Source organism: Aquimarina sp. EL_43 (assembly GCF_943422735.1).
GTDB lineage: Bacteria > Bacteroidota > Bacteroidia > Flavobacteriales > Flavobacteriaceae > Aquimarina > Aquimarina megaterium.
Genome location: NZ_CALSBR010000001.1, coordinates 1,371,427 through 1,395,979 on the forward strand (window position 1 = coordinate 1,371,427; position 24,553 = coordinate 1,395,979).

General features: G+C 33.0%; 21 protein-coding genes. 13 read left to right on the forward strand and 8 right to left on the reverse strand.

Annotation, left to right across the window (positions count from 1 at the left end; translation table 11 throughout):
* Positions 1-168 precede the first annotated feature (168 nt).
* Positions 169-1,704, reverse strand: a complete 1,536-nt coding sequence (locus NNL09_RS06350) for a glycine--tRNA ligase (protein WP_196911827.1) — start codon at positions 1,702-1,704, stop codon at positions 169-171.
* A 174-nt stretch (positions 1,705-1,878) separates the two neighbouring features.
* The gene (locus tag NNL09_RS06355) at positions 1,879-2,760 is read right to left on the reverse strand and encodes a hypothetical protein (protein WP_025664545.1); all 882 of its coding nucleotides are present in this window, start codon (positions 2,758-2,760) and stop codon (positions 1,879-1,881) included.
* Positions 2,761-2,833: 73 nt separating this feature from the next.
* Here NNL09_RS06355 and NNL09_RS06360 point away from each other — a divergent pair, with 73 nt between their 5' ends.
* The gene (locus NNL09_RS06360; RefSeq protein WP_196911828.1) at positions 2,834-3,514 is read left to right on the forward strand and encodes a ComF family protein; all 681 of its coding nucleotides are present in this window, start codon (positions 2,834-2,836) and stop codon (positions 3,512-3,514) included.
* 187 nt (positions 3,515-3,701) lie between these two features.
* Positions 3,702-5,315 carry an Ig-like domain-containing protein gene (locus NNL09_RS06365; protein WP_196911829.1) on the forward strand — a complete coding sequence of 538 codons (1,614 nt, stop codon included), beginning with the start codon at positions 3,702-3,704 and terminating at the stop codon, positions 5,313-5,315.
* Here the strand turns inward: NNL09_RS06365 and NNL09_RS06370 are convergent.
* Positions 5,307-6,089 carry an amidohydrolase gene (locus NNL09_RS06370; protein WP_196911830.1) on the reverse strand — a complete coding sequence of 261 codons (783 nt, stop codon included), beginning with the start codon at positions 6,087-6,089 and terminating at the stop codon, positions 5,307-5,309. The genes NNL09_RS06365 and NNL09_RS06370 overlap by 9 nt on opposite strands.
* A gap of 328 nt (positions 6,090-6,417) precedes the next feature.
* Between NNL09_RS06370 and ileS the strand changes: the two genes are divergently transcribed.
* The 8 genes from ileS (at position 6,418) to NNL09_RS06410 (ending at position 15,505) form a co-directional block, all read left to right on the forward strand.
* On the forward strand, positions 6,418-9,822 hold the full coding sequence (gene ileS, locus NNL09_RS06375) for an isoleucine--tRNA ligase (protein ID WP_196911831.1): 3,405 nt from the start codon (positions 6,418-6,420) through the stop codon (positions 9,820-9,822).
* 5 nt (positions 9,823-9,827) lie between these two features.
* Positions 9,828-10,211 (forward strand): TraR/DksA C4-type zinc finger protein, encoded by a 384-nt coding sequence (locus NNL09_RS06380; protein WP_025664550.1) that lies wholly within the window; start codon positions 9,828-9,830, stop codon positions 10,209-10,211.
* Positions 10,212-10,511: 300 nt separating this feature from the next.
* A complete protein-coding gene (locus tag NNL09_RS06385) occupies positions 10,512-11,045 on the forward strand; it encodes an RNA polymerase sigma factor (protein ID WP_196911832.1) in 534 nt (177 codons plus the stop codon).
* Between the two features lie 5 nt (positions 11,046-11,050).
* Positions 11,051-11,845: a HEAT repeat domain-containing protein gene (locus NNL09_RS06390; RefSeq protein ID WP_025664552.1), complete on the forward strand. Its 795-nt coding sequence runs from the start codon at positions 11,051-11,053 to the stop codon at positions 11,843-11,845.
* A gap of 25 nt (positions 11,846-11,870) precedes the next feature.
* Entirely contained in the window at positions 11,871-12,626 is a 756-nt protein-coding gene (locus NNL09_RS06395; protein ID WP_025664553.1) for a DUF4097 family beta strand repeat-containing protein, read from the forward strand.
* A gap of 35 nt (positions 12,627-12,661) precedes the next feature.
* Positions 12,662-13,375 (forward strand): hypothetical protein, encoded by a 714-nt coding sequence (locus NNL09_RS06400; protein ID WP_025664554.1) that lies wholly within the window; start codon positions 12,662-12,664, stop codon positions 13,373-13,375.
* Positions 13,376-13,667: 292 nt separating this feature from the next.
* Complete coding sequence (locus NNL09_RS06405) at positions 13,668-14,666, forward strand: hypothetical protein (RefSeq protein ID WP_196911833.1); 999 nt, start codon at positions 13,668-13,670, stop codon at positions 14,664-14,666.
* Between the two features lie 236 nt (positions 14,667-14,902).
* Positions 14,903-15,505 (forward strand): lipoprotein signal peptidase, encoded by a 603-nt coding sequence (locus NNL09_RS06410; RefSeq protein ID WP_025664556.1) that lies wholly within the window; start codon positions 14,903-14,905, stop codon positions 15,503-15,505.
* 19 nt (positions 15,506-15,524) lie between these two features.
* Here NNL09_RS06410 and NNL09_RS06415 read toward each other — a convergent pair whose 3' ends face one another.
* The 5 genes from NNL09_RS06415 to NNL09_RS06435 all read right to left on the reverse strand — a co-directional run bounded on the left by NNL09_RS06415 (position 15,525) and on the right by NNL09_RS06435 (position 18,891).
* Positions 15,525-15,926, reverse strand: a complete 402-nt coding sequence (locus NNL09_RS06415) for a response regulator (RefSeq protein ID WP_025664558.1) — start codon at positions 15,924-15,926, stop codon at positions 15,525-15,527.
* A 69-nt stretch (positions 15,927-15,995) separates the two neighbouring features.
* A complete protein-coding gene (locus NNL09_RS06420) occupies positions 15,996-16,565 on the reverse strand; it encodes a 5-formyltetrahydrofolate cyclo-ligase (protein WP_196911834.1) in 570 nt (189 codons plus the stop codon).
* Positions 16,558-17,538 (reverse strand): succinylglutamate desuccinylase/aspartoacylase family protein, encoded by a 981-nt coding sequence (locus NNL09_RS06425; protein ID WP_025664560.1) that lies wholly within the window; start codon positions 17,536-17,538, stop codon positions 16,558-16,560. The genes NNL09_RS06420 and NNL09_RS06425 overlap by 8 nt, the downstream gene beginning before the upstream one ends.
* A gap of 4 nt (positions 17,539-17,542) precedes the next feature.
* Complete coding sequence (gene rimK, locus NNL09_RS06430) at positions 17,543-18,415, reverse strand: 30S ribosomal protein S6--L-glutamate ligase (RefSeq protein ID WP_025664561.1); 873 nt, start codon at positions 18,413-18,415, stop codon at positions 17,543-17,545.
* On the reverse strand, positions 18,415-18,891 hold the full coding sequence (locus tag NNL09_RS06435) for a RimK/LysX family protein (protein WP_051476005.1): 477 nt from the start codon (positions 18,889-18,891) through the stop codon (positions 18,415-18,417). The genes rimK and NNL09_RS06435 overlap by 1 nt, the downstream gene beginning before the upstream one ends.
* A gap of 117 nt (positions 18,892-19,008) precedes the next feature.
* Between NNL09_RS06435 and uvrC the strand changes: the two genes are divergently transcribed.
* From uvrC to NNL09_RS06450, 3 genes are all read left to right on the forward strand, one after another.
* Positions 19,009-20,808 carry an excinuclease ABC subunit UvrC gene (uvrC, locus tag NNL09_RS06440; protein WP_025664563.1) on the forward strand — a complete coding sequence of 600 codons (1,800 nt, stop codon included), beginning with the start codon at positions 19,009-19,011 and terminating at the stop codon, positions 20,806-20,808.
* A gap of 2 nt (positions 20,809-20,810) precedes the next feature.
* Entirely contained in the window at positions 20,811-23,093 is a 2,283-nt protein-coding gene (locus tag NNL09_RS06445; RefSeq protein WP_196911835.1) for a patatin-like phospholipase family protein, read from the forward strand.
* Positions 23,094-23,272: 179 nt separating this feature from the next.
* Positions 23,273-24,430, forward strand: coding sequence for a homogentisate 1,2-dioxygenase (locus tag NNL09_RS06450; protein WP_025664565.1), 1,158 nt, complete (start codon positions 23,273-23,275; stop codon positions 24,428-24,430).
* Positions 24,431-24,553: the final 123 nt, after the last annotated feature.

Genomic DNA, 24,553 nt, shown 5'->3' on the forward strand with positions numbered 1-24,553 from the left:
AATAAGGCAGCCATAAGGCACTTTATCCTAAGTATTGATAAAAAAACGGTTAATTTTAAAAAAAATTATCAATGATTGTCAATGATTATATCTTATCCATATGTTTATTAAAATAAAAAAGCTGCCTCATAATGAGGCAGCTTTTACCAGGGAAAAACTATCCCAAAATTATTTTAACCAATACTCGGCATCTGTTTTTTCAGAAATGATAGCCTTAAGCTCTGTAATCGCCACTCGTTTCTGTTCCATAGTATCTCGATCTCGTATGGTAACTGTATTGTCTTTTATAGTATCGTGATCTATTGTAATACAAAATGGAGTACCATTAGCATCTTGTCTTCTATATCGACGTCCAATAGCATCTTTTTCGTCGTAAATAACATTAAATTTCCATTTTAGGTCATCAACAATCTGTTCTGCAATCTCTGGCAGGCCATCTTTTTTAACCAAAGGAAGTATTGCTGCTTTTACAGGAGCAACAACTGCTGGTAATTTTAATACTACTCTACTCGAACCATCTTCTAGTTCTTCATCTTGTAATGCGGTAGAGAATACAGCCAGGAACATTCTATCTAACCCAACCGAAGTTTCAACAACATAAGGAACATAGCTTTCTTTTAACTCGGGATCAAAAAACTGTAATTTCTTACCTGAGTGTTCTTCATGAGCTTTAAGATCAAAATCTGTTCTGGAGTGAATTCCTTCTAATTCTTTAAATCCAAATGGGAAATTAAACTCAATATCGGCTGCAGCATTTGCATAGTGTGCTAGTTTATCATGATCATGAAAACGATAATTCTCTTTACCTAATCCTAGTGATAAATGCCAATGTAATCGGGTTTCTTTCCAGTATTCATACCACTTCATTTCTTCGCCGGGGCGTACAAAGAATTGCATTTCCATTTGTTCAAACTCCCGCATTCTAAAAATAAACTGGCGCGCTACGATCTCATTTCTAAATGCTTTTCCGGTTTGAGCAATCCCAAACGGTATTTTCATTCGTCCTGTTTTCTGAACATTCAGGAAATTCACAAAAATACCCTGAGCGGTCTCTGGTCTTAAGAACAAATCGGTAGCAGACTCTGCAGATGCTCCTAATTTAGTACCAAACATTAGGTTAAATTGTCGCACTTCTGTCCAGTTTTTAGAACCAGTATCCGGGTCAGCAATTTCTAATTCTTCTATCAGTGCTTTTACATCTGCAAGATCTTCGTTATCCAAAGATTTTGCCATACGCTGTAAAACCTCTTCTTTTTTAGAAAGGTATTTTACCACTCTTGGATTGGTAGATACAAATTGCGCTTCATCAAAATCATCTCCAAAGCGTTTTTTGGCTTTAGCGATTTCTTTTTGAGCTTTTTGATAAAGCTTCTCTGCATAATCCTCGATAAGAACATCGGCTCTATATCTCTTTTTAGAATCTTTATTATCAATAAGTGGATCACTAAAGGCATCTACATGACCCGAAGCTTTCCAGGTTGTAGGATGCATAAATATTGCAGCATCAAGACCAACAATATTCTGGTGCATATTAACCATGCTTTTCCACCAATATTCTCTTATGTTTTTTTTAAGCTCTACTCCATTTTGACCATAATCATATACCGCACTTAATCCATCATAAATTTCACTAGAACCAAAAATATACCCATACTCCTTAGCGTGGGCAATAACCTTTTTAAATTTATCTTCTTGCTTTGCCATTGCGCAAAAATAACTGAATTTAAATGAATTGAAAACGAATCTGATTTTGTTTTTTATAAAATCTTCATCTGCTGCTAATGCAGGGATTACTCATCGAAAGTAATTTCTGACAAAAGCATGAAAAAACCGCCATATTTTAAGCAATATGACGGTTATAATTATATATCTAAAAATTTATTTTAGTTCAAACTGAGTGTTTGAGATCATTTTTGGTCCAGAGAATACATTCACAATATAGTTTCCTTTAACTAATTCTCCTTCTGCCGTATCTACTAACACACAAACATCTAGTGCCTCATTTTCATAGAATACTTTATTAGTCCCACTATAAGTAAGTGTTGCACTATCAAAGTTTACAGCTATTTTATCTCCTATCAAAACATTACTAGGATTAACTACCTGTACATAAAGATTTTTATCTCCTTTTTCGGTTAATTTATTTGGTGCAAGTGTAAAACAAACTCTTACTTTTTCGGCTCTTTTTGCTCTAGTAGTAGTTGATATTTTACCACTGCTACGTACACGTACTCCTTCTGCTTTAATATTTGCTGCCGTAAGTGCCGAACCTCTTTCTACAATATCAGCAAGTTTGCTGTTTTGAGTCTGTAAAGAGTCTGATAAGATTATTCTTTTATTTAATGCAACAGAAGTACTATCTAAATCTGTAGCTAATTGTGTATTTGCAACTGTTAAACTATCTGCAAGCTTAAATAATCTTTCACGTTCTTTCTTAAGTTTACCTACTTCTCTTCTGTAACGAGAGATCAAAGCCAGGTTAGCATCATTATCTTTTACGCTATCCAATAGAACTACGATACGTTCTTTGGCCTTAAGTAAATGATCATCCATTACTTCATTAAGAGCAATAGCATTGTCATACTTTGTTATCAATTCTCCTAATTCACTTTCAATAAGATCCTTTTCTTGTTGCAAAATTGCTTTATTTTGCTTCTCTTCGTTGTAAAACTTATACGTAAATATCCCTAGAATAAGTAACAGTGCTCCTAGAACACCGATAAGGATCTTAAGGGTTAAGTTATTGTTTTGAGTTGTCATAATTAAGATTTATAATTTTTGATGGTTATTTTAATAGCTAAATATAATAATTAATGTTAATCTCCCTAATAAAATGCTAAGAGACTTAGCGTATTTATTCTACCCTATATATTGTGCTGCCTGTGACAGTCCTTTATATACTAATGAAAGGTTACTGTGTACTTCTTGTAGACATGAGCTTCCTTTGGGCAATTTTCATAACGTAAACGCAAAAAAAATTGAAAAAGTATTTTATGGTCGTGTCAAAATTGAAAATGCTACTGCTTTATTTGTATTTCATAAAGATAGCTTAGTACAAAATTTAATTCATAATCTAAAATATCGCGGAAGAGAAGAAATAGGAAAAGAACTGGGTAAATGGCTTGGCCAGGAGCTAATTCAAACACCTGAATACCAGTTTATTGATTCTGTAATCCCAGTTCCTTTACACAAAAGAAGATTACGGGAAAGAGGATATAATCAAGTAGGAAAATTCGGAGTCGAAATTGCCAAAAAACTAAATGCCGAATATATTGATTCTGTTTTGAAAAAAATTTCCTACAATAAAAAACAATCCAAACGCGGAAGAATTAGCAGATGGATGAACACAGTTGAAACATTCGGAATTCAAAATGAGTCCTTACTTATAAATAAGCATGTTTTGTTGGTTGATGATATTGTTACGACAGGGGCCACCATAGAATCTTGTGTAAATGCATTAAAATCTATTCCTGGCATCAAAATAAGTGTCGCTACAATGGCTATAACAGAATAATTAGAATAAGGTTTGATATAAAACATATTAGTGAATTTATATTCAAAACCTCGTTATATAAGCGAGTTTGATTCAACAAACTTCTATTTATAAGTCAATTTTAAATTAGCTATTAAATAGACTTTTATTAAGTTTTTTGTTTTTTAAATATAGTTGTTTCTTTGTGTCCTAAAATTATTGCGGAGATATGAGCAAAAGAATACATATGATATTGCTTACCTTGGTATCACTTGTCATCGTGATTAGTTGTGCCAAAAAAGGTTCTATAACTGGTGGTCCTAAAGATGAGACTCCCCCGGTTTTTATAAAAGCTATGCCTCCCAATTTCTCTACAAATTTCGACAAAAAAGAGATCAGAATCTATTTTGATGAATATGTAAAATTAAAAGATCCTCAAAAGCAAATTATCGTTTCTCCTCCTATGGATCCTAAACCAACCATTACTCCTTTGGGAGGAGCTAGTAAGTACATAAAAATTAAATTTCTCGATACCTTATTAGAAAACACAACCTACAGTATTAATTTTGGCGAAAGTGTAGTAGATAATAACGAAGAAAACCCTAATCCCTTTTTTAGGTACGTTTTTTCTACAGGAGATTCTCTTGATTCATTAAGCATAAAAGGTACTGTTGGTGATGCTATTCAAAAAAAGCCAGATTCTTATATTACGATAGCGTTGTACGAAATTGATGAAAACTACTCTGATTCACTAGTATACAACACTGTTCCCAGATATATCACTAATACTTTAGATAGTTTAGCTTTTAGTTTACATAATCTGAAAGAAGGAAAATTTAAGCTCATTGCGTTAAAAGATATTTCTAATAACTATACCTATGAGCCTAAACAGGATAAAATAGGATTTTATGAAGAGATCATATCACTTCCTGAAGATACTGCCAAAGTTTTTAACCTTAACATATTTAAAGAAGTTTTGGATTTTAAGGCACTAAACCCTAAACAAGTCTCAAAAAACAAGTTTATTTTTCCATATGAAGGTGAAATAGACAGTATGAAAGTCAAGTTGCTAAGTGAAGCACCAGATACATTTGAAACTCGAATCTTTCCTGATAAAGACAAAGACACATTACATTACTGGTTTAGACCATTTTTTGAAGCCGATTCATTAATATTTGAAGTAACTAATGTCAAAAAATATCGAGACACTGTCCTTACCCGGTTTAAAGATCAGTATAAAGATTCTCTTGTAGTATCCTCAGATATCGGAGCTACACTCCCACTAAATAAGGATTTTGTTTTTACCGCAAATACTGCTTTGGATAGCATTAATGAGCAATTAATCTCTCTAACCGATAAGGATACACTCGAAGTTCCTTTTTCTATCAAATTAAATACTGCAAAAAATGAAGCGCAACTAGCTTTTGAAAAAGCCGAGAGTAATGCCTACACTTTACAGTTCTTACCAAATGCTATTAAAGATTTCACTGGCAACGTTAATGACACTATAAAAATCAATTTCAGAACAAAGAAATTAACAGATTATGGAACTATTTTCTTAACACTTCAGAAAGTAGAAGCTTATCCGATTTTGGTTCAAGTCACTAATGAACAAGAAGAAGTGATTTCAGAAAAAGTTGTGCAACGTCAGGAAACTTTGGTTTTCGATTACCTCGACCCGTCTAAATATTATATTAGAATCGTTTTTGACAGTAATAATAATGGCAAATGGGACAGCGGTAATTTTTTAAAAGGGATACAACCCGAAGAAATCCGTTACTTTGCAGAACCCATTGATGTTAGAGCAAATTGGGAAATAAAGCAAACCTTTATATTAGATTAATTTAAAATCATCTTTATCGTCGAGAAAAGGCAATTTATTTCTTATTTTTTTGACATGAGAAATGCTTAATGTTGCATACAAAATGGTTTCTCTCTCGATAGGATTTTCTTCTAAAACCGAATTTCCCAAAACATCATATACTCCAGAATGACCATTGTATTCATATCCTTTACCATCTAGACCTACGCGATTTACCCCGATACAATAACACATATTTTCGATAGCTCTGGCTTTTAGCAATGCATCCCATGCATCAATACGAGGTTTTGGCCAACTGGCTACATACAATAATACATCATATCCCGAAGTATTCCTCGCCCATACCGGAAACCTGAGATCATAACAAATTAGTGGTTTAATTTTCCAACCTTTATATTCTATAATTACATCTTTTTGCCCTGCAGTAAAAACGTCCTGTTCTTTAGCTAGTGTAAATAACTGGTGTTTATCATACACCTCACAGGCCCCATCAGGAAGCATAAAAACCAATCGATTATAATAGTTCCCTTTTTCTTCAACAACATAACTTCCTACAATTGCACAATCTTTCTCTTTAGACATTTCCTCAAGCCATCGCAGTGTATCTCCGCTCATGGTTTCTGCTATTTCAGCAGCATTCATTGTAAACCCTGTAGTAAACATTTCGGGTAAGATAATTAGATCTACTTCCTGGGATATCGAATTTATTTTTTGAGTAAAAGCTGCACGATTCTGTACTGGGTTCTCCCATGCCAGATGAGATTGGATTAATGCGATATCGAGAGTTTCTTTCATCTATTTATACTGTATTTAGAGATCAGACCTGTACTGAATAGATCTGTATAAAATCACAAGGAGTTATTTCATCGCCTAAAAATACTAAAATCTAATCGCTGGCAAATGATTTTAAAAAGAGATCTCATTATTCGACATTATATAATTGTTTATTTCAAAATAAATTTCAGTAGTATTGGATGTATTTTCGATAAAATTCAATGAAAAATTGAATTCTTTGTTAAAAAATCATATTTACCTAACAATTATTTCATATCACATTCCAAATTCCCCCTTCTTTTTTCCAGAAAATCCTTATTTTCGCACACTTAATAGAAAGAACGATCAAATGAGCACGAAGTTTCCTGAATATAAAGGACTTGACTTACCTAAAGTAGCCGACGAAATACTGGATTTCTGGCAACAGAATACCATATTTGAAAAAAGTATTAGTGAACGAGATGGAGCAAAACCGTTTATCTTTTTTGAAGGCCCTCCTTCTGCAAATGGGCTACCGGGAATTCATCATGTAATGGCTCGTGCAATTAAAGATATTTTTTGTCGATATAAAACACAAAAAGGATATCAGGTACAACGTAAAGCCGGGTGGGATACACACGGACTTCCGATAGAACTTGGTGTAGAAAAAGAATTAGGAATTACCAAAGAAGATATTGGTAAAAAAATCACTGTAGAAGAGTATAACGAAGCTTGTAAAAAAGCCGTAATGCGTTATACCGATATCTGGAATGATCTTACACAAAAAATAGGGTATTGGGTAGATATGAGCGATCCATATATCACCTATAAGTCTAAATATATGGAAAGTGTATGGTGGTTGCTTTCTCAGATCTATAAAAAAGGATTATTATACAAAGGGTATACAATACAACCGTACTCTCCCAAAGCAGGTACAGGACTAAGCTCACACGAACTTAATCAACCAGGTACATATCAAGATGTTACCGACACCACAGTTGTAGCTCAATTTAAAGCTAAAAAAGAAACATTACCCTCATTTTTGCAGGAGATAGAAGAAGCTATTTACTTTTTGGCCTGGACGACAACTCCATGGACTCTTCCTTCGAATACAGCATTAACAGTAGGTCCTAAAATTGATTATGTTGTTGTAAAAACATTTAATCAATATACTTTTGAGCCGATTCATGTTGTTCTTGCAAAAAATTTGGTAGGAAAGCAATTTGCTGGCAAATTTGTGCAGGCAGAAACTAAAGAAGAGCTTATCGCTTTTAAAGAAGGAGACAAAAAAATTCCTTATTTCATCTTAAAAGAATGTAAAGGAGCAGATCTGGTCGATATTCGATATGAGCAACTTATAGATTATGTGCAACCTTACCATAACCCAGAAAATGCTTTTAGAATCATTGCAGGTGATTTTGTAACTACCGAAGACGGAACCGGGATAGTACATACTTCGCCAACTTTTGGTGCAGATGATGCATTGGTCGCTAAACAAGCAAAGCCAGAAGTACCTGCATTATTGGTAATGGATGAAAATGATAATCTTGTACCTACTGTAGATTTACAAGGACGATTTATCCCGCAAATGGGTGATTTGGGTGGTAAATATGTTAAAAATGAATATTATGATGATGGTGAAGCTCCAGAGAAATCTGTAGATGTAGAAATAGCCATTAAATTAAAAATAGAAAATAAAGCTTTTAAAGTCGAAAAATATGTACACAGTTATCCAAATTGCTGGCGTACCGATAAACCTGTCTTATATTATCCTTTGGACTCGTGGTTTATCAAAGTAACCGATTTTAAAGATCGTATGCATGAGCTTAATTTGGGTATTAACTGGAAACCTAAAGCAACTGGTGAAGGTCGTTTTGGGAACTGGTTGGCTAATGCTAATGATTGGAATTTATCTCGATCTAGATTCTGGGGAGTTCCATTACCGATCTGGAGAACAGAAGATGGTAAAGAAGAACTTATCATTGGCTCTGTCGAAGAATTAAAAGCCGAAATGACCAAGGCTGTTGATGCAGGAGTACTCGATAAAGATATATTCTCAGATTTTGTTGTTGGTGATATGAGTGAAGAGAATTATGACAAAATTGATCTTCATAAAAATGTAGTAGACAAAATTACCCTGGTATCTTCTTCAGGAAAACCAATGAAACGTGAGAGCGATCTTATCGATGTATGGTTTGACTCTGGATCAATGCCTTATGCACAATGGCATTATCCTTTTGAGAATAAAGAAAAGGTAGAAACAGGAGGAAGAAAAGCCGATTTTATAGCCGAAGGAGTAGATCAAACTCGTGGATGGTTCTATACGCTACACGCTATAGGAACTATGATTTTTGATGATGTTGCCTATAAAAATGTAGTATCTAATGGTCTTGTATTAGATAAAAATGGCCAGAAAATGTCTAAAAGACTTGGTAATGCAGCTGATCCTTTCGAGACGTTAAAAACTTTTGGACCAGACGCTACCCGATGGTATATGATTAGTAATGCCAATCCCTGGGATAACTTGAAATTTGATTCTGAAGGAATTGCAGAGGTTCGACGTAAGTTTTTCGGTACACTATATAATACGTATTCATTCTTTACTTTATATGCTAATATCGACAATTTCACTTATGCCGAAGCAGATATTCCATTAGCAGAACGTCCCGAGATTGATCGTTGGATTCTAAGTGAACTACATACCTTGATCAAAAATGTAGATACCTATTATAATGATTACGAACCTACCAAGGCAACCAGAGCAATCTCTGATTTTGTTCAGGAAAATCTAAGTAACTGGTTTGTACGCCTAAGCAGAAGAAGATACTGGAAAGGCGATTATCAAAAAGATAAAGTTTCTGCTTATCAAACATTATATACCTGTATGCTAACGATTGCTAAATTAGGAGCACCGGTAGCACCATTTTTTATGGATCGATTATATAAAGATTTGGTAGCAGGAACCAAAAAAGAAGCTTTTGAAAGTGTTCATTTGGCACATTTTCCTGAGTATAATCAGGATTTTGTAGATACATCCTTAGAACACAAGATGCAAAAAGCCCAGACCATATCTTCTTTGACACTTTCTCTTCGCCAAAAAGAAAAAATCAAAGTTCGACAGCCATTACAGCGAATTATGATTCCTGTGTTAAATGAAGCCGAAAAGAATGAAATCAATGACATTGCGGGTCTTATAAAAAGCGAAGTTAATGTTAAAGAAATAGAGCTTATAGATGACGCATCAGGTATTCTGGTAAAACAAATTAAACCTAATTTTAAAACATTAGGCCCTCGTTTTGGCAAAGATATGAAGCTGATTGCCAATAAGATACAGTCTTTCGATCAAGAAACTATAAAAATTCTTGAACAAACAGGGCATTTTGATGTAGAAATTAATGATAAAATTATTACATTAGGTACCGATGATGTAGAGATAAGCTCTCAGGATATTGAAGGTTGGTTAGTCGCAAATTCTGGAGCTTTGACTGTAGCATTGGATGTAACGATAAGTCCTGAGCTTAAAAAAGAAGGAATCGCCAGAGAACTTATAAATCGTATTCAAAACATTCGTAAAGATAGCGGTCTTGAGGTGACTGATAAGATAAAAATTGTTTTTCAGGAAAATGAAATCATTCAAGAAGCTATCGCTACTAATGAGAGTTATATTAAAAATGAAACCTTAACCGAGACAATTGAATTTGCATCAGATGTAATAAATGGTACAGAAATTGCGTTTGACGACATTGCAACCCAATTGATAATAAAAAAACATTAAGAAGTATGGCAGAAGATATCAAAGTAAGGTACAGCGACGCTGATTTAGCGATGTTTAAGGAAATCATCGTAGAGAAAATGGAAAAAGCACAGAAAGATTTGGAATTGCTTAGAAGTGCTTATAAAAATGATGGAAATAACGGTACAGACGACACTTCACCAACGTTTAAGGCATTTGAAGAAGGAAGTGAAACGATGTCTAAAGAAGCTAACACGCAACTTGCTATTAGACAAGAAAAATTTGTACGCGATTTAAAGAATGCTTTATTACGTATCGAAAACAAAACATATGGTATTTGTCGTGTAACAGGAAAATTAATTAATCCTGATCGATTAAAACTGGTTCCGCATGCTACATTAAGTATCGAAGCAAAAAATATGCAGAGTTAAAAACAAACAAATAATCTATAATTATAGATTTGACCTCACCGGTTTTTTAAACCAGTGAGGTCTTTTTTTTATCTTATATCAAATAAATCATAAAATGAAACCAAAAGAATTTGATTTGATTTTCGCTAATTCAAGGCATGAAATTTCACAATAGCATCGCTATTGTTATGTGTTATAACGAAGAAAGAGTATAAAGGCAAGCTAACTATTAGTTTCATTTTATGATTTATCCGATATTAAATGTAACCTTTTTTAAAAAACAAGGTATTAGTAATAGAAACCAACCAAAAGAGTAACATCTTGAAAAATCTAACTGACGAAGAATTAATGATTCTGGTATCCAATGGTAACCTGGATGTAATGAGTGTCCTTTTTGAAAGATACCATATCAAAATCTTTAATTTCTTATTAAAAATGACGAGAGATCGAGAGATCAGCCAGGACATTACACAAGAAGTTTTCTATAAGGCGATTAAATATAGAGCTTCTTATAAAAAAGGAAAATTTTCATCATGGATCTATACCATTGCCAGAAATATATTTAGCGATCATTATCAAAGTCAAAAAACAGTTGCTCAACGTTTTGAAAATGTTGAATATAAAATAGAGCAAAAAGAACAAGATCACATTGAAATAAAAGAGACCAGTGAAGAATTATACCGAGCATTAAATCAACTTAGTAAAACCGATAAAGAGCTTGTTGTTATGAATCGATATCAAGGAATAAAATACCAGGAAATAGCCGAGATTACAGGCTCTACAGCAGGAGCTGTAAAAACCAAAGTTCATCGGGCTATCCATAAATTAAAAGATTATTATTTACAAAACATATAATTGTTATGAACTGTAAAGACATACAAAATCAACTGATCGATTATATAGATCATAATCTGGATCAGGAAACATATAAAAAGGTAGAAGTACATCTCAAAAGTTGTAAACAGTGCAAAACAGCCTTACAAGAACTTCAAACCGTTTTTGAGGCTATACACCATACTTCTTCTCAAGAACTTCCGGATAAAAGTTTACAAATGAACTTTGAAGAAATGTTGAGAAAAGAAAAAGAAATACTCAATGATCCTAAGGTTGTATCCTTAAATCCAAAAACCAAAAGTTCATGGAAAACAGCTTTACAGATCGCTGCAACCATTGCACTTGTTTTTTCAGGATATTTCTACGGAAAACTAGAGAACACCGCATCACTTTCTGAGGAAATGGCGGTATTAGAAAAAGAAAAATATCAAATGAAGCAAACGATGACCATTTCTTTAATAGAAAATGAATCTGCAAGCAAACGCCTACAAGCTGTAAACTATGCAGAGGAATTTGAAAAACCCGGAAATGATATCCTAAATGCTTTAATCAATAAAATGCATTATGACGATCATAGCAATGTGCGATTAGCTGCAGCAGAAGCACTGGCAAAATTTTCGGATTCTGAGATGGTTCGTAAAGCATTAATCAATGCCTTGGATATTGAACAAGATCCAGGTATACAAATTGAATTAATTCAAATATTAGTCTCCATTCAGGAAAAACGCGCAGTTCCTTCTATGGAAAAATTACTTCAGAATGAAGAAACACCCGATTATGTAAAAGATCAGGTAAAAATCGGGTTACCAAATTTAATTTAAAAATTCAATCAAAAAACAAATAGTCATGAAGAAAATAGCAATCGCATTACTAGTATTTATAGTAGCAGGAAATCTAGCTGCACAAGATTATAAACACTCCCTACAAGGAATCAAAAAAGTAAAAATAGCCTCAGAATCTGGAGTTATAGCAAAAACTCACAGCCAAAACGAAGTATTGATCAAAGGAGAAGGAAGAGAAACTCCTGAAAAAGCCCGAGGATTAAAAGCAGTATATTCTGGCGGAAGCGATAACACCGGCATAGGAATCTATGTTCAAAAAGAGGGAGAAACACTTATCATTAGAAACCTCAAAGGTATGCATAGTGAGACTTTAGAGATTTATCTCCCAAAAGAAATCAACATTACGACAGAGAGCAGTAATCTGGGGAGTCTATCTTTTAGCGGGTTTTCTTCCGAAATAGAAGCAAGAACCAATGTAGGTGGTATTACATTAAAAAATGTTACTGGCCCCATTGTAGCTAAGACTGCGACTGGCGAAATTAATATTGTATTCGACAAAGTAAGCCAAAGTTCACCTATTTCTATCGTATCTGCTACAGGAGCAATCGACGTAAGTCTGCCATCAAGTACTCCGGCAAACTTAGAATTAAAAACTTCTATGGGAGAAATCTATACCGATTTTGATATAAAATTTCCTGTTGAACATAAAAACATGAAGGTAATTAGTGGTAGAAGAGCTATAAACACCAAGCTGAATAATGGTGGAGTCGATATCACTCTGAGATCATCTACAGGAAATATTTACCTGAGAAAAAAATAATCGAGGTCATCAATTAATCAAAAAAAACAACGAACATGAAAACTGTATTAAAACTCATCCTGCTGTGTTTTGTTTCATTACAAATACAAGCGCAAAAAGTAATCCAAAAAGAACTTACCACTTCTGCTGATCTAATCAAGGTAGAATTTAAATTTGCCCAAGACATCGTTATCAAAACATGGGATAAAAGCAACGTATCATTAAAAGCCAATGTAAGTATTAATGGCGGGGAATTTGACGACTATTTTAACTTAAAAATAGACAACACTTCATCGGTTCTGGATATATCATCAGACTATGGTGACCTATTCGACAAGTGGAAGAAAGAACGAGGATCAAACGATAAAAACAATTGGGGTCCTTGCAATAATTTAGACATTGATGCAACATATACCATGTATCTTCCGAAAAATTCTACACTAAGAGTAAAAAGTATTTCTGGAAATGTTGAGTCTGAAAATTATCAGGGAGAACTAATTGTAGATATCATTAGCGGAAATATCGATATCAAAAACTATAACGGAGATCTTAATCTTAAAACCGTAAGTGGTGACATTGATATTAATGTTTCAAAATCGAGATTAAAAGCAGAAACGGTTACTGGAATGATTTATTCTGATAAAGACATGAAATTTGATCATGGTAAAAATAGGATAGTAGGGAGCAAAGTAACCGGTACTTTTGGGGATGCAAGAAGTGAACTAAAGCTTGGAACCGTGAGTGGTAGCATATTTATTAGAAAACAATAGCTAAGTACTTAAAATAACATAGAAATAGTTGCCTTGCTTCTATGGCAGCTATTTCTTGTTGTAAAACTTAAACCTATGAAACTTGATTCAACTAGGCTAATTTATTAAAATGCAGGTGAAATAAATAGTAGGTGAATCAGAATACGAGAAATTATTTATAAATCTAGAATTGTTACAGATAAAAGTAAAAAAATAAAAGCCAACTTGTAACAAACTATATGATTAATAGCTACCCCATCGCGATGACTACATAATCCTATAGCAAGCGTTCTGCAACATAAACAGATACAAAATGAACAGAATACATTTAATAATTTTACTTTTAATTCAAAACATTGCTTTATTTGGTCAAGAGTTATCCGAAATTGAAAAAAAATATGATTTTGTAGAAGTCTGGGGATTAGAAAACCAATCAAAAAAAGACTTTTTAACAGAAATAATGTCTTATCCCGAAGGAATTTGTGAACAATCTTTAATTAAAATGGAGATTATGGAAGGTAATAAATTACCAATTCCATTTTCAAATAAAATAATAATTACCATTAGAAATACTCCCAAATATGTTTCTAAAAATAATATTAAGCCCATTAACAATAAAGAATTAAAGAAATGGAAAAAATTCAAGTCTGTTTATGAAAAACTTGGATTTTATGAAAGACAGCAAGTACCTATTTTTAAAAACTCATTTATAGATAATAATGAACCGAAAATAGACAGTTTGTTTAATAATTTACATTCTGAATTTAAAAGTTATGGAATAGATTTAAAAAAAGCCAAAATCCTTCAATCACTAGATGTCTATAAAAAGTATTCAAATCAATTTTCTAAAATAGATGTTTTATCTGCACTTTATCACTCCAAAAATAAAGATTCTATTCGTGAAACGGCAATGTTTATTGCTCCTAACTATCTTAAAAACCATAATGATTTAATAGAATTTTTACCATTACTTTTAAAAAAAAACAGTGGAGTTCAACCTCTCCTTGCTTCATTCATAAAAAAATACAACGGGAAAATTGATTGGAATAGTAGGATGGACTTGCTTACAAAATTGGTAAACAACCCAAATCCATATCAAAGTATATTAGCACTTCGTATTGCTGACAAAACTGGGTTTACAAAAAATAATATGAAAATTCTTTTATCTTCTGAAATGAAAACAATAAAAGAGATACTTCAATCAAAGTATTTACCAAAAGAACAAATAGATTTTCTTATTGTTTTTCTAAATAAATATTCAGATGTACCGATCGAGCAAAACAAAGAAATGTTAATTAAACAATTGGATTAAATACGTCACACAACACTTTCCGTTTCTTTTCAAATTAGATCTGGTCATTTAGGGTATTGACACATCAATGGATCAAATAGGTTGAAAAAATACTAAAAGAAGACTAGTCATAATTTTTATCTTAATACTGAACAAAAGTTCATAAATCTTGTAGCTAAAACAATAAGTATCTATAAAACAAAATAAAACACTATTTTTGTCCGTCGCTTTTAACAGCCAAGCAAATTAATACTTATATGTCTTTAAAGAAATCTATTTTAGTTATAATTTTAGTGTTACTTATTGATCAGATCACCAAAATTTATATTAAAACTCATTTTACTCTTCATGATAATGTAGAGGTATTTGGTTGGTTTCGTATCATATTTGTAGAAAATAAAGGCATGGCCTGGGGATTTGAACTTCCTGGGAATTATGGCAAACTGGTTCTTACCCTATTTAGATTGGTAGCCATCACTGGTATCGGATATTGGTTGTATGATTCTGTTCGTAAAAACAGTCCCACTATTCTTACTTTTTGTATTGCATTGATTTTTGCCGGTGCTTTTGGAAATATTATTGATTCTATATTTTATGGTATTTTATTTAGTGAAAGTACACCTGTAGAGATTGCAACTTTCTTACCAGAAGGCGGTGGTTACGAAAGTGTTTTTTATGGTAAAGTGGTCGATATGATTCAGTTTACTTTCTATGATGATATTTTACCAGATTGGATTCCGTTTATGGGAGGCAAACATTTTTCATTCTTTGATCCTGTATTTAATATTGCCGATTCTGCAATAAGTATTGGTGTATTTTTATTGATTGTTTTTAACAAAAAAGCATTTCCAAAAAAATAAAACAGATCTTAAACTCTAATTAGATCAATATCCTCTCGAAGTCATTTAGCTTAATAGGTTTGGTAAGATAATCAGATACTATATCAATAGATTTGGCACGTTCTATATCTCTAGAGTCTATTGAAGAACTCACTACATAAAGGTCAATTTTTTTTCTAATTTGATTTTTGATTTTAGAAAACTCATTCAAAAATTCCCATCCATCCATCACTGGCATGTTAAGGTCTAAAAAGATAATCTGTGGTATATCTTCGTTTTCTTCTTGCTGCAAAGATTGTAGAAAAAAATCTAAAGCTTCTTTACCATTGTTAAAAACTAAAACAGATTCTGATAGTTTTTTTAGTTCAATGATCTTGCTTACTAGATTAATATAAATAAGATCATCATCAATGATACAAACACTTTCTATATTTTGGGGCATTTTTTATAGAGTACAAAATTAAAGATATCGAAATATACAAAAGTATTTCTTAATTCAGTAAACCTCTATTTATTTCTTAATCGAATACACTTTTGTTGGAGTAACACAAAAATCCAGCGGTATATCTGCAGTAGTTACATTTTCTATTTCTTCTTCAGCAGAAAAAAAAGAAAGACCAATTTTTAAAGTATTGGGATTACATTTTGCCAAAAACTTATCATAAAACCCTTTTCCGTAACCTACTCTATTTCCATTTTGATCAAATGCAAGTAATGGTACAAAAACTACTTCTATTTTATCTTCGGGAATCGGGATGCCATCAACTGGCTCAGGAATTCCCCAAGAATTTACTTTTAATGCAGTAGTATCTGTGAGTAAAAAATGCTGCAATGTATTGTCTTTAAAATTACTTTTTGACACGATTACGTTTTTATCCTTTCCCAGAAGAATATTCAACAAAAACTCTGTATTGATTTCTTTCTTTTGATGAATAGATAGAAAAATATGATAATACGACTTTTCCCAAACAGGTAGCTCGAGTAATCGGTTTGCTATATCAATGCTTAAGTTCTCAACTTCTTCGTTACTTAAATGAGATCTAAGGGCTTTATATTTAGCACGCAGTTCTTTTTTATTCATTTACTAATTCTTTGGTTATACGAAAAATAGCATCTCCTTTATACACAATTGAGGACTCATTTACATTTATAATATATCCTTCATTATTTGCTTTAACCACATGTCTCATCTTACCATAAGGATCTGTAATTGTTGCCATAACCTCTCCTTTTTCTATATGTTTACCAATGGGTACTTTAATATGTAATAAACCACTATATTTTGCGCGCATCCATACACTTTTTATAACAATCTGAGTGTCAGAATCGCGAACTGGAGCTTCGAATTCTGCTTTGAGCATTCCCAGATAGTCCAAGATTCGCATGGTCCCCTGCACTCCTTCTCTTGCTATTTCTTTGCTACTATTTTGAGATTTTCCTCCTTCAAACAATAATATGTCTTTTCCTTTCTTGGCACAAGTAGCTCGATATGACCCCTCTAGATTCTTAGAAAAAAGAGTAAATGGAGCATTAAAAATCTTTGCTAATTCTATCAATCTTTCATTTTTGGGATCCACTCTAATGTGCGGAGCATTAAATCTACTGGCTCCCCCAGTATGAAAATCCAAACAAAAATCTACTGCAGGTAAAATATCATTTATAAATTGATAAGCAAAACGACTTGCTAGAGACCCATTTTTGGTTCCTGGAAAAACCCTGTTAAGATCTCGACCATCGGGAAAAAAACGATCCATACTTAAAAATCCAAATACATTAAGTACGGGGATACATATAATACTACCTTTTGCGGGCTTATTAATTTTTCTTGCAATGATTTGCCTCACAACTTCTACTCCATTGATCTCATCTCCATGAATTCCTGCCGTAATAAGTACTGTAGGACCTGGTTTTTTTGATCTTTCTATAATTATTGGTATTTCTACTTTGGTAGAAGTATATAACTTGGCGATATTAAAATTTATAGTTGTACTCGTGCCAGGCAATACGTCTTTGCCAAGAATATTAAGTATATTTTTTTCTGTTACTTTGGTCATTGTGTTATAAACTTCTTTCAATATAACGAATAATGGTTTTTGCTATATCTTTTCCTGTAGCGTTTTCTATACCTTCTAATCCGGGAGAAGAATTAACTTCGAGAATAAGAGGTCCTCTATCACTTTGTAGCATATCTACACCTGCCACGCCCATTTTTAAAGCTTTGGCCGCCTTTATAGCTGCCTGTTCTTCTTCTTCACTAAGGGTAATCACTGATGCACTACCTCCTCTATGCAAATTAGATCGAAATTCACCTTCTTTCCCTTGTCTTTTCATAGCTCCAACGACTTGTTCATCAACAACAAGAACTCTAATATCTGCTCCTTTGGCTTCTTTTATAAATTCTTGTACAATTACACGAGCTTGTAGCCCATTAAAAGCTTCTAACACAGATTCTGCAGCTGTCTTCGTTTCAGCCAATACAACTCCTAATCCCTGAGTACCTTCTAGTAATTTAATAATTAGAGGGGCTCCCCCTACGTGAGATATCACCTCAGAAACATCTTTAGAATAATTGGTAAATACTGTTTTGGGGAGTCCCAATCCCGCTTTAGATAATATTTGTAAACTTCTTAGTTTATCTCTCGATTGCAGTAATGCTTGTGACTTAAGTGTGGTAAATACATTCATTAACTCAAACTGGCGTACTACTGCAGTCCCATAAAAAGTGATAGAAGCACCAATTCTGGGAATCACAGCATCTACATGATCTAATTTTTTACCTCGATAATAAATTTCAGGCTTTTGTTTTTCAATAATAATATCACAATTAAGAGGGTCTATCACTTGTACATTATGCTTGCGCTTTACTGCTGCTTGAACCAAGGCATTAGTAGAATACAAACTCGTACCACGAGACAAGATTTTAATGTTCATTACAAATTTTGATTATAAGACTGATTTTCTAATTGGGGGTCAACTAAAAACTTACCGCTTAGAAATTTACGTCCAATCAATACCGGAAAACGCATATCATCGCGGGAAGATAATGTGAGGGTTATGGGGTATGTTTTATCAAATACAATAATCTGCGTTCTAATGGCATATCGTACTTCTACTTTTCCAATATTACTTTTTACTGCAGTAATATCGTAATTTTTAAATGTAAATTTTTTACCGTTATATTCTGAATGCGTTGCATCAAGAAGATTGCATTGCAATGTTTGATCAACCTCTCTTATATCGATACAATGAATAGACGAAGTATATGCTCCTGTATCGATTTTGGCATCGATACCTTTTAGCTCTAAAAGAGGAAAATCCACTTTATCAGTTCTGCCAATTATTTTCTTTTCTTTCTCCAAAAGATATGATTGATATTCGCTACTAATGTAATAAAAATCAATAAGCATTGTATTACATCCTCTCTATTTAATAGAAAACCATAACACGAACAGTAATTAACAAAAATTTAAACCCCTAATATTTGCATTACAATTCAGGTAAACCCTTAACTTTACCATTAGAATATGCAAGAAGCTACTTTAGACATACAAATTAAAATATTACCTACCAGTCCTGGAGTGTATCAATATTATGATAAAGACAACACATTACTTTATGTAGGAAAAGCAAAGAACTTAAAAAAAAGAGTCTCTTCTTACTTTACAAAAAATCATGATAACTATAAAACCAAGGTTCTTGTAAAGAAAATTCATACCATAAAACATATTGTTGTCGAAACAGAAACAGATGCTCTGTTACTAGAAAACAATCTGATTAAAAAATATTTGCCCAGGTTTAATGTCATGCTCAAAGATGATAAGACGTATCCATGGATTTGTATCAAAAAAGAGCGTTTCTCAAGGATATTTCTTACTCGCAATCTTATCAAAGATGGCTCAGAGTATTATGGCCCTTATACTTCGGTAAAAACAGTACATGTGCTTTTGGATCTTATCAAGGAACTTTACCAGCTTAGAACTTGCAGTTATGATTTATCTCAGGAAAAAATAAACAATGGAAAATATAAAGTTTGTTTAGAATATCATCTGGGTAATTGCAAAGGGCCTTGCGAAGGATTACAAGATGAAAAAGAATATCTCGAAAACCTTGAAGCTATTCGTCAAATTGTGAAAGGAAATTTTAAAGATTCTCTAAATCGTTTTAGGAATCAAATGATGGTTCATGCAGAGAAAATGGAGTTTGAAGATGCCCAGCGGATTAAGGAAAAAATACAAATACTAGAAAACTATCAGGCAAGATCAACTGTAGTGAATCCAAAGATAAGTAATGTTGATGTGTTTTCTATCATATCAGATGAATCCTATGGGTATATAAATTTTCTTCAACTGTCCTATGGTGCTATAATTAGATCTCATACTACAGAAGTTAAAAAGAAATTGGACGAATCTGATAAAGAACTTTTAGAACTTGCCATTATCGAACTCAGACAACGTTTTAACTCTACATCTAAAGAAATATTTGTTCCTTTTAATGTAGAAGTAGGAGAAGGTCTAAAAATCACAGTCCCACAATTAGGTGATAAAAAAAAGATCGTAGACTTATCTCTAAGAAATGCAAAATACCATAGACAAGAACGTTTTAAGCAAATCAAGATCATGGACCCAGATCGGCATATAAAACGTCTGATGGCACAAATGAAAAAAGACTTAAGACTACCAGAAGAGCCAAGACATATCGAATGTTTTGATAATTCGAATATTCAGGGAACTAATCCTGTTGCCGCCTGTGTAGTATTTAAAAATGGAAAACCCAGTAAGAAAGAATATAGAAAATTTAATATAAAAACAGTAGAAGGTGCTAATGATTTTGCTTCGATGGAAGAAGTCGTATATCGACGTTATAAACGATTAACCGAAGAAGATCAACCATTACCACAACTAGTAATTGTAGACGGAGGAAAAGGGCAGCTTTCTTCAGGATTAAAAGCTCTGGACACATTAGGTTTAAGAGGAAAAATAACTATTATTGGTATTGCCAAGCGACTAGAAGAGATTTATTATCCCGGAGATTCTATACCACTATACTTAGATAAAAAATCAGAATCCTTAAAGGTTATACAACATTTACGAAATGAAGCACATCGATTCGGAATCACCTTCCATAGACAAAAAAGAAGCAAAGCTGCTTTAGATACCGAATTAGATTTAATTCCTGGAATTGGAGAAAAAACCGTTATAGAATTATTAAAAACCTTTAGATCTGTAAAAAGAATAAGTGAAGCTTCTAAACACGAATTAAGTGAAGTGATTGGAGATTCGCGCGCAACCAAAGTGTACAATTATTATCTTTCTAAAAAAGAATAAGCGTGGCCAGACACAATACATTAAGATTTTTTTTATCTGGGATACTACTTTTAGTGTTCCTTATTCCTGATATAATTTGGTCGCAAGAAAAACAACTCTTAGAGACTCATGATGATCCCGCTATAGAAGATATAAAAATAGGATTAGTCTTAAGCGGAGGTGGTGCAAAAGGACTTGCTCATATTGGCGCTCTAAAAATAATAGAAGATGCGGGAGTACGTATCGATTACATTGGTGGTACCAGCATGGGAGCTATTGTAGGAGGTTTATATGCTTCTGGATATCGTGCAGCAGAACTCGACTCTATCTTTAGAGCTGTTGACTTTGATGCATTTATACAAGATGAACTTCCTAGAAGTGCCAAAACTTTTTATGAACGAGAAGACTCAGAAAAATATGCAGTAACTCTTCCTTTTGATAAATTTAAAATCGGTTTACCCAAAGGGTTATCTAAAGGGCAGAATTTTTATAACCAATTCTCGCGATTTACAGCTCATGTAAGTGAAGTACGCGATTTTAACAATCTCCCAATCCCTTTTTTCTGTATGGCTACTAATATTGAAACCGGAGAACAAGTACTTCTGGACAAAGGATACTTGCCCGATGCTGTTGCTGCCAGTGGTGCATTACCTTCTGTTTTTAGCCCAGTAGAATTAAATGGAATTTTAATGACAGATGGAGGAGTGACCAACAACTATCCTGTTAAAGAAATTAAAGAAAAAGGAGCCGAAATAGTTATAGGAATTGATGTACAAGACAGTTTAATGTCTAGAGACCAACTAACTTCGGTAACTAATATCATGCTTCAAATAAATAACTTCAGAACTTATGAAGCTATGAAAAATAAAGTTCCTGAAACAGATCTATACATTAAACCTTCGATAACAGATTTTTCGGTAATATCTTTTGACCAGGCTGATAAAATCATTGCCAATGGAGAAAAAGCTGCATTTGCAAACTATGAAAAACTCAAAGCAATTGCAATGCGTCAAAAACCTGGACCAAAGAGTCCTGTAATTGCTAAAAGCTCAGAAAACATATTGGTGAGCAGTTTAGCCATTTCGGGAAATGAAAGATACACAAGAGCCTACATCAAAGGGAAGCTAAAACTAAAAACCCCTAGTATTACCACCTACAAAAAATTAAATGAAGGTATTAACAACTTATCTGCAACAGGAAACTTTGATCGTGTAAGTCACAAACTCATTGATACTAAAGACGGTAAACATCTAGTACTTAATGTAAAAGAGAGTGACAACAAAATGTTACTACGTTTTGCACTTCATTATGATGACCTATATCAAACCGCAGCCTTAATTAATGTTACCAGAAAAAGTCTATTATTTGACAATGATGTATTTTCTGCCGATGTAGCTTTAGGTGATAACATTCGTTATAACCTGGACTACTATATTGATAAAGGTTTTTATTGGAGTACTGGAATAAAATTTCGTTATACTAATTTTAAAAAAGCAATTGATTTTGATTTTATAGGAAGATTTGGAGAAATCCCGGATTTAGATATTAATACCATTGATGTAGACTATACCGACTATAATGCGCAAATCTATGCAGAAACCTTATTACAACAAACCTTTTCTGTTGGCTTGGGTGCAGAATATAAACGCCTTAGTATTATTTCTGAAACATTTGGAGAAGACGAAAATCAAATTCCAAGAACTGTATTTGATGATAGTGATTATTGGAGTGCCTTTGGGTATATTAAATTAGATACATATGACAATAAATATTTTCCGAAGCGAGGATTTTTATTTGAAGGAGATATCCACACTTATCTTTTTTCTTCTGACTTTACTGAAAGTTTTGATGAATTCTCAATTACCAAAGCGCAACTAGGGTTCGCTACACCTTTATATAATACACTTTCTATGAATATTAGCCTGGAGGCGGGTACTAAAATTGGAAATACTTCCCTAAGTTCTCTCGATTTTCTACTTGGAGGTTTTGGCGCTAAAACTATTAATAATTTTATTCCTTTTTATGGATATGATTTTTTCGGAATGACAGGGCAAAGTTTTGTAAAAGCTTTACTATCTGTAGATTATGAGATATTTAAAAAGAACCATATTAACGCATCTGCCAACTTTGCAAATGTAGGCAATAAACTATTTAGTACCGGAAAATGGTTTGAAGATCCAGAATTTTCTGGATATGCCTTGGGGTACGGCCTGGATACCTTTGCCGGACCAATACAAGTCAAATATTCTTACTCTCCAGAACTAGACGAAAGTAACTGGTTTTTTAGCATCGGTTTTTGGTTTTAAAAAATTATACTGCAAAAGAATAGAAATATTTACGATATTTGTAATGTTATGAACTTGTTTTGGCAGGATTTATTATTACTACTACACTACCTTATTAAGCGTAATCCCGAATAAGGTAGATCTGCTGTTTATTATTGTCTTATTAAAAAAAGTAGTTAATATTTTAAATTTGCAACATCATGCCTTTTTATCATACTCTTGGGGAAATCCCTCCGAAACGTCACACCATCTTTAAAAAACCAGATGGTAATTTATATTATGAACAATTATTTGGAACAATAGGTTTTGACGGAATGTCAACCAATTTATACCATTGTCATAGACCAACACAAGTAAAAGAAATTAAAGGAAGTTATAGTGTAGCTCCCAAAGTAGCTATAAAAAACAATATCAAATCTTATAGATTTCACGGTTTCAAAGTGGACCCAGAAAAGGATTATCTACAAAGTAGAAAAAATGTATTAACCAATAGTGATGCAAGCATTATTTTATCTGCTCCGCAGGAATCCACTACCGATTATTTTTATAAAAATACTGATGCCGACGAATTAATTTTTATTCATCGTGGAAGTGGAAAGTTTCGAAGTCATTTAGGTAATCTCGATTTTAAATATGGAGATTATATATTAATTCCCAGAGGAACTATTTACAAACTCGATTTTGATACTTCTGATAATCGTTTGTTTATTGTAGAATCAAGAAGACCAATTTATACTCCAAAAAGATACCGTAACTGGTTTGGGCAATTATTAGAACATTCTCCGTTTTGCGAACGTGATATCAGAGCTCCTTATGAATTAGAAACTAATGATGAAAAAGGAGATTTTCTAATTAAGGTAAAAAAGCAGGACGAAATTTTTGATATGATCTATGCGACACATCCATTTGATGTAGTAGGATATGATGGATTTAATTTTCCTTATGCTTTTTCAATACACGACTTTGAACCTATTACTGGTAGAATACATCAACCACCACCAGTGCACCAAACATTCGAGACCGATGCTTTTGTAATTTGTTCTTTCGTACCAAGATTATATGATTACCACCCAGAGAGTATTCCTGCACCCTATAATCATAGTAATATAGATAGTGATGAAGTGTTATACTATGTAGATGGTGATTTTATGAGTAGAAATGATATTGATGCAGGGCATATTTCCTTACATCCTGCCGGGATACCACACGGTCCTCATCCCGGGGCAGTAGAACGAAGTATTGGAAAAACCAAAACCGATGAATTAGCTGTTATGGTAGACACCTTTAAACCTCTTATGGTTACCGAAGAGGCTATGAAAATAGCCGACGAAGATTATCACAAATCCTGGCTTGAGTAACCATTAGAAAATGTTTTATAACCAAAATAGCTTTAAAAAAGATAATTTGTTATGCTAAATTACAGGAAAGATATTACAGCGCATCTAAGAGCCATGTGGTAATGTTTTTAAACTAACCTATTC

Excerpts from the sequence above, each read along its gene's own strand:
- NNL09_RS06350 (WP_196911827.1), bottom strand. The coding sequence starts at position 1,704 with ATGGCAAAGCAAGAAGATAAATTTAAAAAGGTTATTGCCCACGCTAAG.
- NNL09_RS06355 (WP_025664545.1), bottom strand. The coding sequence starts at position 2,760 with ATGACAACTCAAAACAATAACTTAACCCTTAAGATCCTTATCGGTGTT.
- NNL09_RS06360 (WP_196911828.1), top strand. The coding sequence starts at position 2,834 with ATGCTAAGAGACTTAGCGTATTTATTCTACCCTATATATTGTGCTGCC.
- NNL09_RS06365 (WP_196911829.1), top strand. The coding sequence starts at position 3,702 with ATGAGCAAAAGAATACATATGATATTGCTTACCTTGGTATCACTTGTC.
- NNL09_RS06370 (WP_196911830.1), bottom strand. The coding sequence starts at position 6,089 with ATGAAAGAAACTCTCGATATCGCATTAATCCAATCTCATCTGGCATGG.
- ileS (WP_196911831.1), top strand. The coding sequence starts at position 6,418 with ATGAGCACGAAGTTTCCTGAATATAAAGGACTTGACTTACCTAAAGTA.
- NNL09_RS06380 (WP_025664550.1), top strand. The coding sequence starts at position 9,828 with ATGGCAGAAGATATCAAAGTAAGGTACAGCGACGCTGATTTAGCGATG.
- NNL09_RS06390 (WP_025664552.1), top strand. The coding sequence starts at position 11,051 with ATGAACTGTAAAGACATACAAAATCAACTGATCGATTATATAGATCAT.
- NNL09_RS06395 (WP_025664553.1), top strand. The coding sequence starts at position 11,871 with ATGAAGAAAATAGCAATCGCATTACTAGTATTTATAGTAGCAGGAAAT.
- NNL09_RS06400 (WP_025664554.1), top strand. The coding sequence starts at position 12,662 with ATGAAAACTGTATTAAAACTCATCCTGCTGTGTTTTGTTTCATTACAA.
- NNL09_RS06405 (WP_196911833.1), top strand. The coding sequence starts at position 13,668 with ATGAACAGAATACATTTAATAATTTTACTTTTAATTCAAAACATTGCT.
- NNL09_RS06410 (WP_025664556.1), top strand. The coding sequence starts at position 14,903 with ATGTCTTTAAAGAAATCTATTTTAGTTATAATTTTAGTGTTACTTATT.
- NNL09_RS06415 (WP_025664558.1), bottom strand. The coding sequence starts at position 15,926 with ATGCCCCAAAATATAGAAAGTGTTTGTATCATTGATGATGATCTTATT.
- NNL09_RS06420 (WP_196911834.1), bottom strand. The coding sequence starts at position 16,565 with ATGAATAAAAAAGAACTGCGTGCTAAATATAAAGCCCTTAGATCTCAT.
- NNL09_RS06425 (WP_025664560.1), bottom strand. The coding sequence starts at position 17,538 with ATGACCAAAGTAACAGAAAAAAATATACTTAATATTCTTGGCAAAGAC.
- rimK (WP_025664561.1), bottom strand. The coding sequence starts at position 18,415 with ATGAACATTAAAATCTTGTCTCGTGGTACGAGTTTGTATTCTACTAAT.
- NNL09_RS06435 (WP_051476005.1), bottom strand. The coding sequence starts at position 18,891 with ATGCTTATTGATTTTTATTACATTAGTAGCGAATATCAATCATATCTT.
- uvrC (WP_025664563.1), top strand. The coding sequence starts at position 19,009 with ATGCAAGAAGCTACTTTAGACATACAAATTAAAATATTACCTACCAGT.
- NNL09_RS06450 (WP_025664565.1), top strand. The coding sequence starts at position 23,273 with ATGCCTTTTTATCATACTCTTGGGGAAATCCCTCCGAAACGTCACACC.